Below are 13,215 nucleotides of genomic sequence, written 5' to 3'. Positions count from 1 at the left end.
GGGGCGGTTCATTTCGGCTCTGTGGGAGGGACGAACGCCGGAGGCCGGGCGCACGAGCGCTACGGCGCGCGGGTGTGCGGCGTGAAACTGACGCGCGCGTCGTCGGCGTCGATGGCGATGTTCAGCGAAGCGTCCAGGGCTCGTGCCAGCTTTGTCAGTAGCGGAAGGGTGGGGACGGCGTCGGATCCCTCGATCCGGGAGATCTTCGCCTGCGTCAGTCCCGCCCGGTCGGCGAGTTCGGCTTGGGTGAGGCCGAGCTCCGTGCGACGGTTGTATAGGCGGCGGCGAGCTCCATGGCCAGTCGGATTTTATGACGCACTTCGCTGACGGCCTCGGGCTCGGTCAGCCCCTGGTCTCTACCTGTCTTCCATCGACTGTGGGGCATCACAGCTCTCGCTTCTCAACCGGCCTGCGTGTCAGAACTCCAACTCGGACCAGGGGATGTGGATCGGGAACGGGAAGTCGATGGTGATGGCGTCGGAATCGTTCGGCGACCATTCGCCGATCAGGAGGTAGTTCGTCGGATAGAGCGGGCGTACGCCGGGTGGGAGTTCGCCGGGGCCGGTTTCCAGGGCGTACGCGCGGACCGTCTCGATGGCACTCTTCTTGCGCGCGATCGTCACCTTCCAATACCAGGGGATGCCCCCATCGGCGTAGCGTCGCTGCTCGTCGTGCGGATCGATTTCGATGTTCGCCGGAGAACTGATGTGGCCGACGAGCAGCACGTCATCGGCGCGGATGTCCTGGTAGGGGGTATCGAGGCGGCGGTAGACGAGGACGTCGGGGGTGGCGAAGTCCGACTTGCCGGTCTTGCCGAAGAAGACGTTGGTTTCGAAGTCGACGCGCCACCAGCTTTGTGGCTGCTCGGCCATGCCATCGCGGGCGCAGCGCTTGAGTGCGCTGGTCAGCGCGAACGTGAACGCTTGATATTCGGCGGGTCCCCGCTGTCGCCAGACGACGCGCCCGTTGCGCAGTTCGATCTGTCCGGCGATCTCCTCGGGTAGCTGCTCGAGCTCCTCCCAGGTCATGGACTCCGGGAGGTCGGGTCGCTCGACGCCTGAGCTCGACATAGGCCCATGTTAGCCCGGTCACCGGCTGTTTCCGCTGGTCATGAGTCCAGTGCAGCGGGCACCTCACAGGCCCCGATTTTGCCTCGGTGAACCTCTTGCCTACACTAGAGCGGTTGCCTGGGCACCTCCATGCCCGCATGCGTGCGCCCGGGTGATCGAACCTCCTCCGGTCGGCAAGGGTCGGCCGGACCATCCGAATTGTCGTAGGCCCACCGCTGGGCATGCCGATGCGCATGTCAGCGCTGTATGGGAACCGCGGCGAGAAAGGTGTCTAGGTCGAACCATGACCATGACTGATCCGATCGCAGACTTCCTGACACGTCTGCGCAACGCCAACTCGGCGTACCACGATCAGGTGAAGGCTCCGCACTCGAAGCTCAAGGCGAATATCGCCGAGATTCTCAAGCGCGAGGGTTACATCGCCGACTACCGGACCGAGGACGCGCAGGTGGGCAAGACCCTCGTCGTGGACCTCAAGTACGGCCCGAGCCGTGAGCGCAGCCTCGCAGGCGTGCGCCGTGTCTCCAAGCCCGGTCTGCGCGTGTACGCGAAATCCACCAACCTGCCCAAGGTGCTCGGCGGCCTCGGCGTGGCGATCATCTCCACGTCCTCCGGTCTGCTCACCGACAAGCAGGCGGCCAAGCAGGGCGTGGGCGGCGAAGTCCTCGCTTACGTCTGGTAAGGGAGCAGGGACTATGTCGCGTATTGGTAAGAAGCCCATCGCCGTTCCGGCCGGTGTGGATGTGACCATCGACGGGCAGGACATCGCGGTGAAGGGGCCCAAGGGCGCCCTGTCGCTCACCATCTCCGAGCCGATCACCGTCGCCAAGGGCGAGGACGGCCAGCTCGAGGTCGCCCGTCCGGATGACGAGCGCCGCAGCCGCGCGCTGCACGGCCTGACCCGCACGCTGGTGTCGAACATGATCGTCGGCGTCACCCAGGGCTACGAGAAGAAGATGGAAATCTTCGGCGTCGGCTACCGCGTCGCGCTGAAGGGCCAGAACCTCGAGTTCGCCCTCGGCTACAGCCACCCGGTGCCGATCGAGGCGCCCGAGGGCATCACGTTCGCGGTGGAGTCGCCCACCAAGTTCTCCGTGTCCGGAATCGACAAGCAGAAGGTCGGCCAGATTTCGGCGGTCATCCACGGCCTGCGCAAGCCCGATCCGTACAAGGGCAAGGGCATCCGCTACGCCGGCGAGGTCGTTCGCCGCAAGGTCGGAAAGACGGGTAAGTGATCATGGCGCAAACCGAAAACCAGAAGGCCAAGCGCATCCCCCTGGGCAAGGACGTGTCGACGCAGCGCCGTCTGTCGAAGACGCGCCGTCACTTCCGGCTGCGCAAGAAGGTGGAAGGCACCACCGACCGTCCGCGCCTGGTGGTCAACCGCTCCTCGCGGCACCTGCACGCGCAGCTGGTCGACGACTCGGTCGGCAAGACCATCGCCGCCGCGTCGACCATCGAGGCCGACGTGCGCGCGCTGGACGGCGACAAGTCGGCCAAGAGCAAGAAGGTCGGCGCCCTGCTGGCCGAGCGAGCCAAGGCCGCCGGTGTCGAGGCCGTCGTGTTCGACCGTGGTGGGCACGACTACCACGGCCGGATCGCCGCACTGGCCGATGCCGCTCGCGAAGGTGGGTTGAAATTCTGATGATCGACAACAAGAACGGAAGGAACGTCTGATGCCGGGACGTCAGAGGCGTGACGGCGGAAACGGACCCGCCGGACAGAATGGCAGCGCCCCCGAGGGCGGCCGCGGCGACCGTCGCGGTGGTGGCGACCGTCGGGGCGGCGGCGACCGTCGCGACAACGCCGCCGAGAAGAACCAGCTCGAGCGGGTCGTCGCGATCAACCGCGTCTCCAAGGTCGTGAAGGGTGGTCGGCGCTTCAGCTTCACCGCCCTCGTGATCGTCGGTGACGGCAACGGTCTGGTCGGCGTCGGCTACGGCAAGGCCAAGGAAGTTCCCGCGGCCATCCAGAAGGGCGTCGAGGAGGCTCGCAAGAACTTCTTCCGCGTCCCGATGATCGGCTCCACCATCACGCACCCGGTTCAGGGTGAGGCGGCCGCCGGTGTGGTCATGCTGCGCCCGGCCTCGCCCGGTACCGGCGTGATCGCCGGTGGCGCGGCTCGTGCCGTGCTGGAATGCGCCGGTATCCACGACATTCTGGCGAAGTCGCTCGGTAGCGACAACGCCATCAACGTCGTGCACGCGACTGTCACTGCCCTCAAGCAGCTGCAGCGTCCGGAAGAGGTCGCGGCGCGCCGTGGCCTGCCGCTCGAGGACGTCGCCCCTGCCGGCATGCTGCGTGCGCGCGCTCAGGCTGCCGGAGGTGTCAAGTAATGGCAGATCTCAAGGTGACCCAGATCAAGAGTTCGATCGGCGCCAAGAAGAATCAGCGGGACAGCCTTCGGACCCTCGGTCTGCGCGGTATCCGCAAGACCGTGGTCCGCGAGGACAACGCCCAGAACCGCGGGCTGATCAACGTCGTGCGCCACCTCGTGACCGTTGAGGAGGTCTGACATGACCATCAAGTTGCATCACCTGCGTCCGGCGCCCGGCGCCAAGACCGAGAAGATCCGCGTTGGTCGCGGTGAGGCGTCCAAGGGTAAGACCGCGGGTCGCGGTACCAAGGGCACCAAGGCGCGCAAGAACGTGCCTGCCGCCTTCGAGGGTGGGCAGATGCCGATCCACATGCGGCTGCCCAAGCTGAAGGGCTTCACGAACCCGTTCCGCACGGAATACCAGGTCGTGAACGTCGGCAAGATCGCCGAGCTGTTCCCCGAGGGCGGTGAGGTCGGCAAGGCCGAGCTCGTGGCGGTCGGCGCGGTCCGCAAGAACCAGCTGGTCAAGGTTCTCGGCGATGGCGAGATCGGCGTCGCGGTCCAGGTGACCGTGGACAAGGTCACCGGTGCGGCGAAGGAGAAGATCACCGCCGCCGGTGGCACCGTCACCGAGCTGGGCTGACGGTACTCTGCATGACAGCGGCACCGGACGAGTGACGAGCTCGTCCGGTGCCACTGTTAGAGTTCAATTGTTGTCTGCCAGCCTCGCCGTGGTTTTCGGCGTCCCTTCTGTGTCGAGCAGGGACCATCGCTGAATATCCATGTCATGACCATGTCGTTCGCCAGGAGGATCAGTGCTTTCCGCCTTCGTATCGGCCTTCCGGACTCCGGACTTACGGCGGAAGATTCTCTTCACGCTGGGGTTGATCGCGTTGTACCGGCTGGGTGCCTCGCTGCCGTCCCCCGGCGTCGACTACCAGGCGGTCCAGGAGTGCATCGACCTGGTCTCCGGCGGTGACTCCGCCGGTATCTACCAGCTGATCAACCTGTTCTCCGGTGGTGCGCTGCTGCAGCTGTCGGTCTTCGCGATCGGCATCATGCCCTACATCACCGCGAGCATCATCATCCAGCTGCTCACCGTCGTCATCCCGCGGTTCGAGGAACTGCGCAAGGAAGGCCAATCAGGCCAGACGAAGATGACGCAGTACACCAGATACCTCTCGATCGCCTTGGCGATCCTGCAGGCCACCGGTCTGGTCGCGCTGGCTGCCCGCGGCCAGCTGCTGCAGGGCTGCCAGAAGGACATCCTGGCCGACACCAGCATCTTCGGCATGATCATCATCGTGCTCGTGATGACCGCGGGCGCCGCGCTGGTGATGTGGTTCGGCGAGCAGATCACCGAGCGCGGCATCGGCAACGGCATGTCGCTGCTGATCTTCGCCGGCATCGCCGCCCGCATCCCGAGCGAGGGCAAGGCCATTCTGGACAGCCGCGGCGGTCTGGTGTTCGGTCTGGTGTGCGTCGCCGCGCTGGCGATCGTCACCGCCGTGATCTTCGTCGAGCAGGGCCAGCGCCGGATCCCGGTGCAGTACGCCAAGCGCGTGGTGGGCCGGAAGATGTACGGCGGCTCCTCGACCTACCTGCCACTGAAGGTGAACCAGGCGGGTGTCATCCCGGTCATCTTCGCCTCGTCGCTGCTGTATCTGCCGAACCTGATCGCACAGCTGACCGGGGCGCAGAACAACCAGAATCCGAGCTGGTGGCAGGAGATCATCCAGAAATACCTGGTGAATCCCGGCAACCCGGTCTACATCGCGATCTACTTCAGTTTGATCGTGTTCTTCACCTACTTCTACGTCGCGATCACCTTCAACCCGGAGGAGCGCGCCGACGAGATGAAGAAGTTCGGCGGCTTCATCCCGGGCTACCGACCCGGCAAGCCGACCGCCGACTACCTCAACTTCGTTTTGAGCCGTATCACCCTCCCCGGCTCGATCTACCTCGGTCTGGTGGCGGTGCTGCCGAACCTGTTCCTCGACATCGGCGCCTCCGGCGGTACGCAGAACCTTCCGTTCGGCGGTACCGCGGTGCTGATCATGGTGAGCGTCGGTTTGGACACCGTGAAGCAGATCGAGAGCCAGCTGATGAATCGAAATTACGAAGGGTTCCTCAAGTGAGAGTTGTACTGCTCGGTCCGCCGGGCGCCGGTAAAGGCACCCAGGCCGTCCTGCTGTCGGAGAAGCTGGGCGTTCCGCACATCTCCACCGGGGACCTGTTCCGCGCGAATATCAGCCAGCAGACTCCGCTGGGCCGCGAGGCGCAGAAGTACATGGACGCGGGCGACCTGGTGCCCAGCGACGTGACCAACCGCATGGTGGAGGCGCGGGTCAACGAGCCCGACGCCGCCAACGGGTTCGTCCTCGACGGATACCCGCGCACGGTGGACCAGGCCGACGCGCTGGAGAAGATCCTCGAGGACATGAACACCAAGCTCGACGCGGTGCTGCGCTTCGTGGTGCCGGAGGACACCGTGGTCGAGCGGATGCTCGCCCGTGGTCGCGCCGATGACAACGAGGGCGTGATCCGCAACCGCCTCCGGGTGTACCGCGAAGAGACCGAACCGTTGCTGGACCACTACGACGGCCTGGTCGTCTCGGTGGACGGCGTCGGCGAGGTCGATGACGTCAACGCGCGTGCACTGCGCGCGCTGGGCCACTGAGCCAGCTCGCGATGGAGCGCTGAGGCCGGATGGTCTTCCACCGCAAGAAGAAGGTCGTGCCGTTCCGGACGGCAGGCGAACTGGATGCCATGGCGGCGGCCGGCGCGATCGTCGGCCGCGCCTTGGCGGCCGTGCGCGCGGCCGCCAAGCCCGGGGTGTCCACGTTGGAACTGGACGAGGTCGCCGAACAGGTGATCCGGGAGGCGGGCGCGGTTCCGTCGTTCAAGGGCTACCACGGCTTCCCCGCGTCCATCTGCGCCTCGGTGAACGACCGTGTGGTGCACGGGATTCCGACCGCGGAGGAGATCCTCGCCGAGGGCGACCTGGTCTCCATCGACTGCGGGGCGATTCTCGACGGGTGGCACGGCGATTCGGCCTGGACCTTCGGCGTCGGCACGATCATCGAGGCCGATCGGCTGCTCAGTGCGGCGACCAAGGCTTCGATGGAGGCCGGTATCGCGGCGATGCTGCCCGGCAACCGGCTGACCGACGTGTCGCACGCCATCGAGCAGGGCACCCGGGCGGCCGAGAAGGAGCACGGACGCGCCTACGGCATCGTCGACGGCTACGGTGGGCACGCCATCGGGCGGGAGATGCACCTCGACCCCTTCCTCGCCAACGAGGGCGAACCGGGTAAGGGCCCCAAGCTCGTGGTCGGCTCCGTACTCGCGATCGAGCCGATGCTCACGCTCGGCACGACCCAGACGAAGGTGCTCGACGACGACTGGACCGTGGTCACCGTGGACGGTAGTCGTGCGGCACATTGGGAGCACACGGTCGCCGTCACCGAGGACGGACCCCGGATCCTCACGCTGCGTCCGGAGTAACACACGGCGGGCAGCCGCCGGACGGTCGGCGTTCGGTAACACTGCGCGGCGAGGAAACGAGCCGCACCGACGCCAGGAGTCCTGGTCGATCTCGCCGCTTTCGCGTGCCGACACCATGCGCCGACACCGGGCGATACCCAGCTTCCGCTGGATCGGTGACGTCGTTCCTTGCACCCGCGTCCTGCGCGTTGAGCCGAAGCGTGGGTCCGGGGAGTGCCCGTGCGGGCGGAACGTCTACTTCTCCTCGGTTCGATACTGTTCTGAACGATGCCGTCAGCGTATGGCCGGGCAGCTGACGGTGACGTGAGTAGACCGCTACTCGAATTCGCTTGCCGCACGCCGCAGTTCGCCGTCATCGGGACCTGTCCGGCGACTCCGTGATGGCACCGGGAAGGCCGTGGCCAGGGTGTTTCGTGTGCGTAAGTAGCCGTTCAGTCCACGGGACGAAGCGTCGATCGCAGCACGGAAGTCGAGATGGGCAGGTCGAATTCGCCCTCTGCCGTCTCCGGCCGCTCGCGCAGATAGGCCGTGATCCGAGCGAGCACCTCGGCCCGCTCCTGCGGGGAGATCACCAGCGTGTGCGAATGCGTGCCGATGGTCGCCGTCAGGGACTCGGCCGTGCGCCGATGCCGGTGCGGGAAGGCCTTGTGTTCGAACTCGTGCTCGCGGAACAGCGGATGGTCGGGTAGCTCGAGCTGTCCGAGCAACGGCAGAGCCGTGGACGCGCTGGACCCGGCGATGCGCTTCAGGCCGGCGACCCAGTCCACGGTGCTGTCGTCGGTGTTCCACAGCGCTGCGAGAACGCCGCCAGGCCGCAGCACCCGGAGGAACTCCGGATAGGCACGGTCCAGGTCGAACCAGTGAAATGCCTGCCCCGCGACGATCGCGTCCACCGAATCATCCGGAAGCGGAACGGCTTCAGCCGTCCCGGCGTGCGCGGTGACGGCCGGGAGCCGGCGGATCAGTTCGGCGCGCATGTGCTCGTCCGGTTCCACGGCGATCACCGTCGCACCGGCGTCGAGCAGGCCGAGGGTCAGCTTGCCGGTTCCGGCACCGAGGTCGAGGACGGTCAGCGGTCGCCGATGGGCGACGGCGGCCAGAGCCCAGCGGATGGCGTCGGCGGGATAGTCGGGACGGTGCTCGGCATACGCGGCAGCGTGTGCTCCGAACGAACCCGCCCTTCTGGCGGGCAAAGCAAGCTCGTCGTCGGCGCGGTCGTCCGGGCTCCCCATCCCTACCACCATACGGATGGGGAGCCGCGGCCGAACCTATGATGCGCCAGGAAGTCTGCGCACGCCCGCGCAGACCTCGGCCGCCAGGTCGTCGTAACCGACGGCCAGCTCGGCCAAGCGCTGCCAGGCGTCCCACAGATCCCATTCCGACGCGCTGGCCAGTGCCGCATAGGCGTTCGCCGTGAACTGGGCCAGCCGATCTATCACGGCGCCGACGGTCTCGGTGTGCACATGCGCCGCACCGTGCGCGGGCGGCAGCTGCACCGTGATCCAGCGGTCGATGTCCCTGATCAGGCTCGCTCGCAACGCATCGATCTCGTCGAGCGAGTCGGATCCCGCGCTGAGCCTGCGTTCGTGCAACGTGGTGAGTTCGTGTGCACAGCGCAGCAGCGGATTGCTTTCGTGTAGTTCGCCTCGGCAGGCTTGCAGCACTTGGTGTTTCGCGGGCAAGGCCCCGGTTGTCATCGCCTGGCCGTTCTCGTGCAGGACCGGACGATGTCGACGATGGACGCGCCGGAGGGGCGGAAATCGTTCTCCGGAGCCACGATCCAGTGCCTATAGTCGGCGTCGGCGGCGGCGGGTGAAGGCAAAGCGATCTCGCCGCCGCTGGGCACGATCGAGACGTTCAGGCGGAAGAGCTCGGCGAACAACCGGACGTCGTCGGGTAAATCGGGGCGGGTCAAGAAGGTCCAGCGTTTGGACCGGACGTGCGAAATGATCGGACCCAGCTCGCTGCGGCGCCGGGTGAGATCGTCGCGAACCTTCTGCCCCAGCGCGGCCGGCATCGTGATGGCGCCGACGAATCCGGCGCGCAGGACGATTCGGCCGATCTCCGGATGAACTCCGGCGGGCAGGTCGCAAGTGTGTCGATAGTAGGCGCATCGGGCGGTCGGGGTGTCCGCCAACGCCAGTTGGTCCATAGAGCCCTCGGGTAGCTTCGTGTGACTTTTTCCAAGCCGCCCGGACGGCGTTGCGGCATCCGTGCTGTGATCCGGTACACCGTGCGAGCGTTGTCTCAGTAGAGCACTCCATGGAGCGGATCAAACATTCCGTTCAATTAGTTCGCGAGAAATTCGTTTGCCTGCTGGTTACCGGAGGGTGCGGTGACCGGCAGGCTTCGCGGCATAGCTCGGCGTTCACTTCGGCGTACGTATCTGCTGGTCAAGTGACCTGCGAAGATGCGGGGGCGGGAACCCCCGGCATTTTGTTCACCGCCGGTGTTACTTTGCCGCAAATCCATCCCGCGGCAGCGTCATCCCGGCTCCGGCCTCAGGGCGTGGTACGGAAGAACAGCACGCGGTCGCCGTGCTCGGACAACGGCGTGTTGACGCTGAGCTGGCGCAGGCCGCAGTCGGGCAGATAGGTGAGGTTGGCGAATACCTTCGTGTTGCCGAAGGCCGCGCGCAGTTTGCTCTCGGTCGCCCGGTCAGGGTTGTACAAGGCCAGCGTTTCGAAGTCCAATGGCGCGAGCGGTTTGTCGAGCGGAGCCTGCCCGGCCGGACGGCCGAGCGCGGCGTACTGGGTGGCCGCGCCGCGCTCGTACCAGCACAGTTCGTAGGCCACGTTCTCCGTCACCGTGATCGCCGCGACGGGCCAGTCCTGGGACAGGCGCAGCGCCAGCGGGTGTTTGGCCACCGGGGTGAGTTCCCAGTTCAGACTCATGACCGTCACCCAGCCGCCGTAGGGCTGGTCGATCAGCACGATGTCGTCGCCGAGGGTGGCGGAGGTGTTCAGCTTCGGCTCGCGGGTCTGCCACTTCGACCCGTGCGCACCGAGGTAGCTCTCCCGGTCGAGCGGATAGGCGTCGTCGACGGCGTAGGCCGCGATGATCGCGGCGCGCACCTGGGCTATGGCATCCCGTTCCGGCAGGTACACGCTCAGCGCGCCGAAAGTGGAGCCGATCTGCACGGGCATCGCGGGCTGGTACTGCTCGGCGCCCGGCGCGAGCGGCCGCAGGCCGACCAGGGCCAGTTTCCAGTTGATCTCCTCGACGGTCGACAGGTCGCCGGAGGATTTGAACATGATCTGCTGCTGGGTGAGCCGCCCCGCCTGCTCCAGCGTGCGGCAGCCCAGTTCGACCAGCGCCCGGTGCGACTTCGGGGTCAGGTCCAGGTCTTGGATGCCGCACGCGCGCAGCCGGATCGACATCGTGGTCGACGTGAACGCGGCGTAGCGCTCCCGGTACATGGCGATGGCCTGCTTGCGCGACCGTCCGACCATGAGTGTGCGCAGCAGCGTGCTCAGGCTGGCCAGATACTTGCCGGACAGCTCCGGGTTCGCCGCGGCCAGTGCGGCGCGGATGCGGGCGGCCTCCTCGGTCGCGGCCACGGCGGCGTCCTGGTCCAGCCTGCCCAGCCAGACACCGCACTTGGACAGACCGTCGGCGCACGGGCCCGCGACCTCCGGGTGCTCTCGCGCCACTTGGCGGTAGACCTCACAAGCGCGACGGATCGTCGTGGTGGCCAGCTCCCTGCGGCCGCTGTGCCGTGCCGCCTGCTCGAACGAGCGCAGCGCATCGTTCAGCTCGCCGGCGAGACGAGCGGTGAGCACCTGGCCCCTGGACAGCAGCCGCAGGCGGATCGCCACCGCCTCCTCGGCGGGCGCCAGCGCCTCCCGGGTGCGGTCGCGCGTCGAGCCGTTGGTCTTGGTGGCGATCAGACCCTTGGCGAGTTCGCCGAGGGAGGTGGCCAAGCGCAATTCGGATTCGACCGTACGGTCGAGCGCCGCATACCGATCCGCGGCGATCTGACGCTCCATCGCGTCCAGATCCATCGCGCTCCTTGTTTCCAGCATGATCCTCCGCCAACGCGCGGCAAATCCGCGCAACGCAACTTTCTGCGCACCGAGTTTGTCACGCTTGCCGTCCGCGCGCACCTGTATCCGGCCAGGCAGACCGGGTTGTCCGACGGCAGGAGACCCATGCGGCCGCCGCCGCCATGGCGGAAGGCATGATCGAGGGTTGTGCGAGCCCTCCTACAGCGCGTGAGTTCCGCGCAGGTCACCGTCGACGGCCAGGTCGTGGGCCGGATCGACCCGGCCGCCCACGGCGTCCCGCACGGACTGGTCGCGCTGGTCGGCGTGACGCACTCCGACACCGAGGCGACCGCGAAGGCACTGGCCGACAAGGCGTGGCGACTGCGCATCCTCGACGGTGAGCGTTCGGCCGCGGACCTGCACGCGCCGATCCTGGTGGTGAGTCAGTTCACCCTGTACGCGGACACCAGGAAAGGCAGGCGTCCGTCCTGGTCGGCGGCGGCCCCCGGCGTGATCGCCGAACCTCTGGTCGACGTCTTCGCGCGGGCATTGCGCGAACTCGGCGCAACCGTCGCGACGGGGCGGTTCGGTGCGCACATGCACATCGACTTGGTGAACGACGGCCCGGTCACCCTGTTGCTGGAGCTGTGAAGTCGTTGTCCTGCCGTCGGAACGGATCATCGTGTCTCGCCGGGCAGCAGAACATCTTCGCGGGCCGTTGATGTCTCGCCGCTATGGCGTTCCGGTCAGTTGTTGGGCGGTGGTGGGCGCAGTGCCGCCGCGGCCGGGCGCCCGACGGCCGGAACGGTCACGGGCAGCTCGGAATCCCAGCTGTCGGCTCTCCGCTCGAACAGCGCGCGCGACGGTCCCACCGCCAGCGGCCCCGCGATCCGCACCAACCGGAACCCCGCCGAACGGTAGTAGTCGTGCAGGTCGGTATTCGTGGTCCAGGCGTCGAGCCGCACCCACGCGCGTCTGCGCAAGCGGGCGAGCATGCCCGCGTGCGCGAGCATGTGGTGGCCCACGCGCTGGCCGGCGAAGCGCAGGTCGACGATCATGAAATGGACGATCACCGCGCCCTCGAGTTCCCATCGCGACCACAGACCGGCATCGGCGCGGTCGTTGACCGTGATGGTCCCCGCGGGCTCGCCCGCCACTTCGGCGATCCAGGTCTCGCCCGCGTCCAGCGAGCGTCCGACGCCGCGGGCGAAGATCTCGATCGGCAGGCCGCGTCCGGCGACCGTCCACTGGTCGGAGCCGCGTGCGGTGAGCCACGCCGTGCGCTGTACGCGCAGGCGGCAGATCAGGCCCAGATCCCCGATGGTCGCCTGGCGCAGCGCGATGGTCATGGGCTAGGCCGAACCGGACCCGGGCGAGCCGGCGAGCGTGCTCCGGATGACCGCGGTGCCCTCGGCGTCGCCGAGTTCGTAGGCGAGCCGATTCCCGGTGGCGAGGGAGCGATGCCGCGTGGCACGGGTGACTCGCTCGTGGGTGGCCCCGATACGTAGATGGTCGAGCAGGATGGTGCCCGTGGCGACGCCGAGCACCGAGGCTTCCTCCGCGGTGGCCGGCCGTGCGACAAGCGTGTCGCGGTGCGCGGTCTCGGCGTGTCCGCGGTCGGCGAGGCGGCGGGTGGTGCCCTCCGGAATGTCGTGCGGAGAGTCGATTCCCGTGGCCTCGGCCAGATCCCTGGGATAGAAGCTGACCTCCCAGGACCACGGTTCGTGGTCGAGGTACTGGACCACGGTCCTGGCCAGGACCCAGGAATCCGGCGGTACACCCAGCCAAGACGCGACGTCGGGGCCTGCGGGCTCCATCTTCGCGCTGAACTCCTTCGACGGCTCCCGGCTCGCGGCCCGCGCGATCTCCTCGAAGATGTCGTGCGGGGTCTGCGGCCGGTCGGGGCGGATCGAGTCGGTCACCACGGATTCCAGAACTTCTTGGTTTCGAACGATGGTTCCGCGGGAAGTAGCTGTGTAGACCAAATTTTCGGTCACCAGCACCTGGATCGCGTTGCGGGCGGTGGTTATCGAGACCTGCATCTGATCGGCAAGCTCGGAATGACTGGGCAGTCGATCGCCCGGTTTCCACTTGGCTGCGCGGATCTCCTCGCGGAGGAGGTCTGCGATCCGGTGATAAGTCGGACCGTCCGGCATCTTGCTCCTCGGTTGGTCATGCAGGTAACGAAGTGTACTCTTCGCGACTCCATACGGCCGGTTAACGCTTGACAGGTGCCTTCAGAGGTTTATTGTAATGAAGTCCTGATCCGGTGTTGTGCGGCGATGACGGCGAGGCAACGTGGCAGGTTCGGATACAACGGTCGTAATGGCCCTCC

Annotated in this window: 17 protein-coding genes and 1 pseudogene; 10 read left to right on the top strand and 8 right to left on the bottom strand. The window is 66.9% G+C overall.

Features of this window, described 5'->3' with window-relative positions:
- Window positions 1-59: 59 nt before the first annotated feature.
- Together GVY64_RS39055 and GVY64_RS06315 are read right to left on the bottom strand one after the other, a co-directional pair.
- Window positions 60-224, bottom strand: a pseudogene (locus GVY64_RS39055) (helix-turn-helix domain-containing protein); the annotation flags it as partial.
- A 192-nt stretch (window positions 225-416) separates the two neighbouring features.
- Window positions 417-1,070: a Uma2 family endonuclease gene (locus GVY64_RS06315; RefSeq protein ID WP_159839643.1), complete on the bottom strand. Its 654-nt coding sequence runs from the start codon at window positions 1,068-1,070 to the stop codon at window positions 417-419.
- A gap of 283 nt (window positions 1,071-1,353) precedes the next feature.
- Here GVY64_RS06315 and rpsH point away from each other — a divergent pair, with 283 nt between their 5' ends.
- The 9 genes from rpsH to map all read left to right on the top strand — a co-directional run bounded on the left by rpsH (window position 1,354) and on the right by map (window position 6,894).
- On the top strand, window positions 1,354-1,752 hold the full coding sequence (gene rpsH, locus GVY64_RS06310) for a 30S ribosomal protein S8 (protein WP_159839642.1): 399 nt from the start codon (window positions 1,354-1,356) through the stop codon (window positions 1,750-1,752).
- Between the two features lie 13 nt (window positions 1,753-1,765).
- Window positions 1,766-2,305, top strand: coding sequence for a 50S ribosomal protein L6 (rplF, locus tag GVY64_RS06305; RefSeq protein ID WP_159839641.1), 540 nt, complete (start codon window positions 1,766-1,768; stop codon window positions 2,303-2,305).
- Window positions 2,306-2,307: 2 nt separating this feature from the next.
- Window positions 2,308-2,715, top strand: a complete 408-nt coding sequence (rplR, locus tag GVY64_RS06300; RefSeq protein WP_159839640.1) for a 50S ribosomal protein L18 — start codon at window positions 2,308-2,310, stop codon at window positions 2,713-2,715.
- 31 nt (window positions 2,716-2,746) lie between these two features.
- Window positions 2,747-3,406 carry a 30S ribosomal protein S5 gene (gene rpsE / locus GVY64_RS06295; protein WP_063021309.1) on the top strand — a complete coding sequence of 220 codons (660 nt, stop codon included), beginning with the start codon at window positions 2,747-2,749 and terminating at the stop codon, window positions 3,404-3,406.
- Window positions 3,406-3,585: a 50S ribosomal protein L30 gene (gene rpmD, locus GVY64_RS06290; protein WP_039795559.1), complete on the top strand. Its 180-nt coding sequence runs from the start codon at window positions 3,406-3,408 to the stop codon at window positions 3,583-3,585. The genes rpsE and rpmD overlap by 1 nt, the downstream gene beginning before the upstream one ends.
- 1 nt (window position 3,586) lies before the next feature.
- The gene (gene rplO, locus GVY64_RS06285; protein ID WP_159839639.1) at window positions 3,587-4,030 is read left to right on the top strand and encodes a 50S ribosomal protein L15; all 444 of its coding nucleotides are present in this window, start codon (window positions 3,587-3,589) and stop codon (window positions 4,028-4,030) included.
- 172 nt (window positions 4,031-4,202) lie between these two features.
- Window positions 4,203-5,525 carry a preprotein translocase subunit SecY gene (gene secY / locus GVY64_RS06280; RefSeq protein ID WP_159839638.1) on the top strand — a complete coding sequence of 441 codons (1,323 nt, stop codon included), beginning with the start codon at window positions 4,203-4,205 and terminating at the stop codon, window positions 5,523-5,525.
- The gene (locus GVY64_RS06275) at window positions 5,522-6,067 is read left to right on the top strand and encodes an adenylate kinase (RefSeq protein WP_159839637.1); all 546 of its coding nucleotides are present in this window, start codon (window positions 5,522-5,524) and stop codon (window positions 6,065-6,067) included. Before secY ends, GVY64_RS06275 begins: the two co-directional genes overlap by 4 nt.
- 29 nt (window positions 6,068-6,096) lie before the next feature.
- A complete protein-coding gene (gene map, locus GVY64_RS06270) occupies window positions 6,097-6,894 on the top strand; it encodes a type I methionyl aminopeptidase (RefSeq protein WP_159839636.1) in 798 nt (265 codons plus the stop codon).
- 431 nt (window positions 6,895-7,325) lie between these two features.
- Here the strand turns inward: map and GVY64_RS06265 are convergent, their stop codons facing one another.
- The 4 genes from GVY64_RS06265 to GVY64_RS06250 form a co-directional block, all read right to left on the bottom strand.
- Window positions 7,326-8,126 (bottom strand): class I SAM-dependent methyltransferase, encoded by an 801-nt coding sequence (locus tag GVY64_RS06265; protein WP_159839635.1) that lies wholly within the window; start codon window positions 8,124-8,126, stop codon window positions 7,326-7,328.
- Between the two features lie 36 nt (window positions 8,127-8,162).
- A complete protein-coding gene (locus GVY64_RS06260; RefSeq protein WP_159839634.1) occupies window positions 8,163-8,591 on the bottom strand; it encodes a DUF4254 domain-containing protein in 429 nt (142 codons plus the stop codon).
- Window positions 8,588-9,046, bottom strand: a complete 459-nt coding sequence (locus GVY64_RS06255; protein ID WP_159839633.1) for a DNA-directed RNA polymerase subunit beta — start codon at window positions 9,044-9,046, stop codon at window positions 8,588-8,590. Before GVY64_RS06255 ends, GVY64_RS06260 begins: the two co-directional genes overlap by 4 nt.
- Window positions 9,047-9,395: 349 nt before the next feature.
- Entirely contained in the window at window positions 9,396-10,919 is a 1,524-nt protein-coding gene (locus GVY64_RS06250; protein ID WP_236566656.1) for a hypothetical protein, read from the bottom strand.
- A gap of 168 nt (window positions 10,920-11,087) precedes the next feature.
- On the opposite strand from GVY64_RS06250, the gene dtd reads away from it, so the two are divergent.
- Window positions 11,088-11,531 (top strand): D-aminoacyl-tRNA deacylase, encoded by a 444-nt coding sequence (gene dtd / locus GVY64_RS06245; RefSeq protein WP_159839632.1) that lies wholly within the window; start codon window positions 11,088-11,090, stop codon window positions 11,529-11,531.
- 95 nt (window positions 11,532-11,626) lie between these two features.
- Here the strand turns inward: dtd and GVY64_RS06240 are convergent, their stop codons facing one another.
- Window positions 11,627-12,229: a GNAT family N-acetyltransferase gene (locus GVY64_RS06240; protein ID WP_159839631.1), complete on the bottom strand. Its 603-nt coding sequence runs from the start codon at window positions 12,227-12,229 to the stop codon at window positions 11,627-11,629.
- 3 nt (window positions 12,230-12,232) lie between these two features.
- Window positions 12,233-13,036: a GntR family transcriptional regulator gene (locus GVY64_RS06235; protein WP_159839630.1), complete on the bottom strand. Its 804-nt coding sequence runs from the start codon at window positions 13,034-13,036 to the stop codon at window positions 12,233-12,235.
- Window positions 13,037-13,215 lie beyond the last annotated feature (179 nt).

Source organism: Nocardia sp. CY41 (genome assembly GCF_009829325.1).
Classification (GTDB): domain Bacteria; phylum Actinomycetota; class Actinomycetes; order Mycobacteriales; family Mycobacteriaceae; genus Nocardia.
This window is presented reverse-complemented; position numbering and strand designations above follow the sequence as displayed.

What these genes read in the sequence shown, in the direction of transcription:
- GVY64_RS06255 (WP_159839633.1), bottom strand. Translation starts at nt 9,046, where the DNA reads ATGGACCAACTGGCGTTGGCGGACACCCCGACCGCCCGATGCGCCTAC.
- rplF (WP_159839641.1), top strand. Translation starts at nt 1,766, where the DNA reads ATGTCGCGTATTGGTAAGAAGCCCATCGCCGTTCCGGCCGGTGTGGAT.
- GVY64_RS06315 (WP_159839643.1), bottom strand. Translation starts at nt 1,070, where the DNA reads ATGTCGAGCTCAGGCGTCGAGCGACCCGACCTCCCGGAGTCCATGACC.
- rpmD (WP_039795559.1), top strand. Translation starts at nt 3,406, where the DNA reads ATGGCAGATCTCAAGGTGACCCAGATCAAGAGTTCGATCGGCGCCAAG.
- rplO (WP_159839639.1), top strand. Translation starts at nt 3,587, where the DNA reads ATGACCATCAAGTTGCATCACCTGCGTCCGGCGCCCGGCGCCAAGACC.
- GVY64_RS06260 (WP_159839634.1), bottom strand. Translation starts at nt 8,591, where the DNA reads ATGACAACCGGGGCCTTGCCCGCGAAACACCAAGTGCTGCAAGCCTGC.
- rpsH (WP_159839642.1), top strand. Translation starts at nt 1,354, where the DNA reads ATGACCATGACTGATCCGATCGCAGACTTCCTGACACGTCTGCGCAAC.
- GVY64_RS06235 (WP_159839630.1), bottom strand. Translation starts at nt 13,036, where the DNA reads ATGCCGGACGGTCCGACTTATCACCGGATCGCAGACCTCCTCCGCGAG.
- GVY64_RS06265 (WP_159839635.1), bottom strand. Translation starts at nt 8,126, where the DNA reads ATGGGGAGCCCGGACGACCGCGCCGACGACGAGCTTGCTTTGCCCGCC.
- GVY64_RS06240 (WP_159839631.1), bottom strand. Translation starts at nt 12,229, where the DNA reads ATGACCATCGCGCTGCGCCAGGCGACCATCGGGGATCTGGGCCTGATC.
- GVY64_RS06250 (WP_236566656.1), bottom strand. Translation starts at nt 10,919, where the DNA reads ATGCTGGAAACAAGGAGCGCGATGGATCTGGACGCGATGGAGCGTCAG.
- rplR (WP_159839640.1), top strand. Translation starts at nt 2,308, where the DNA reads ATGGCGCAAACCGAAAACCAGAAGGCCAAGCGCATCCCCCTGGGCAAG.
- rpsE (WP_063021309.1), top strand. Translation starts at nt 2,747, where the DNA reads ATGCCGGGACGTCAGAGGCGTGACGGCGGAAACGGACCCGCCGGACAG.
- map (WP_159839636.1), top strand. Translation starts at nt 6,097, where the DNA reads ATGGTCTTCCACCGCAAGAAGAAGGTCGTGCCGTTCCGGACGGCAGGC.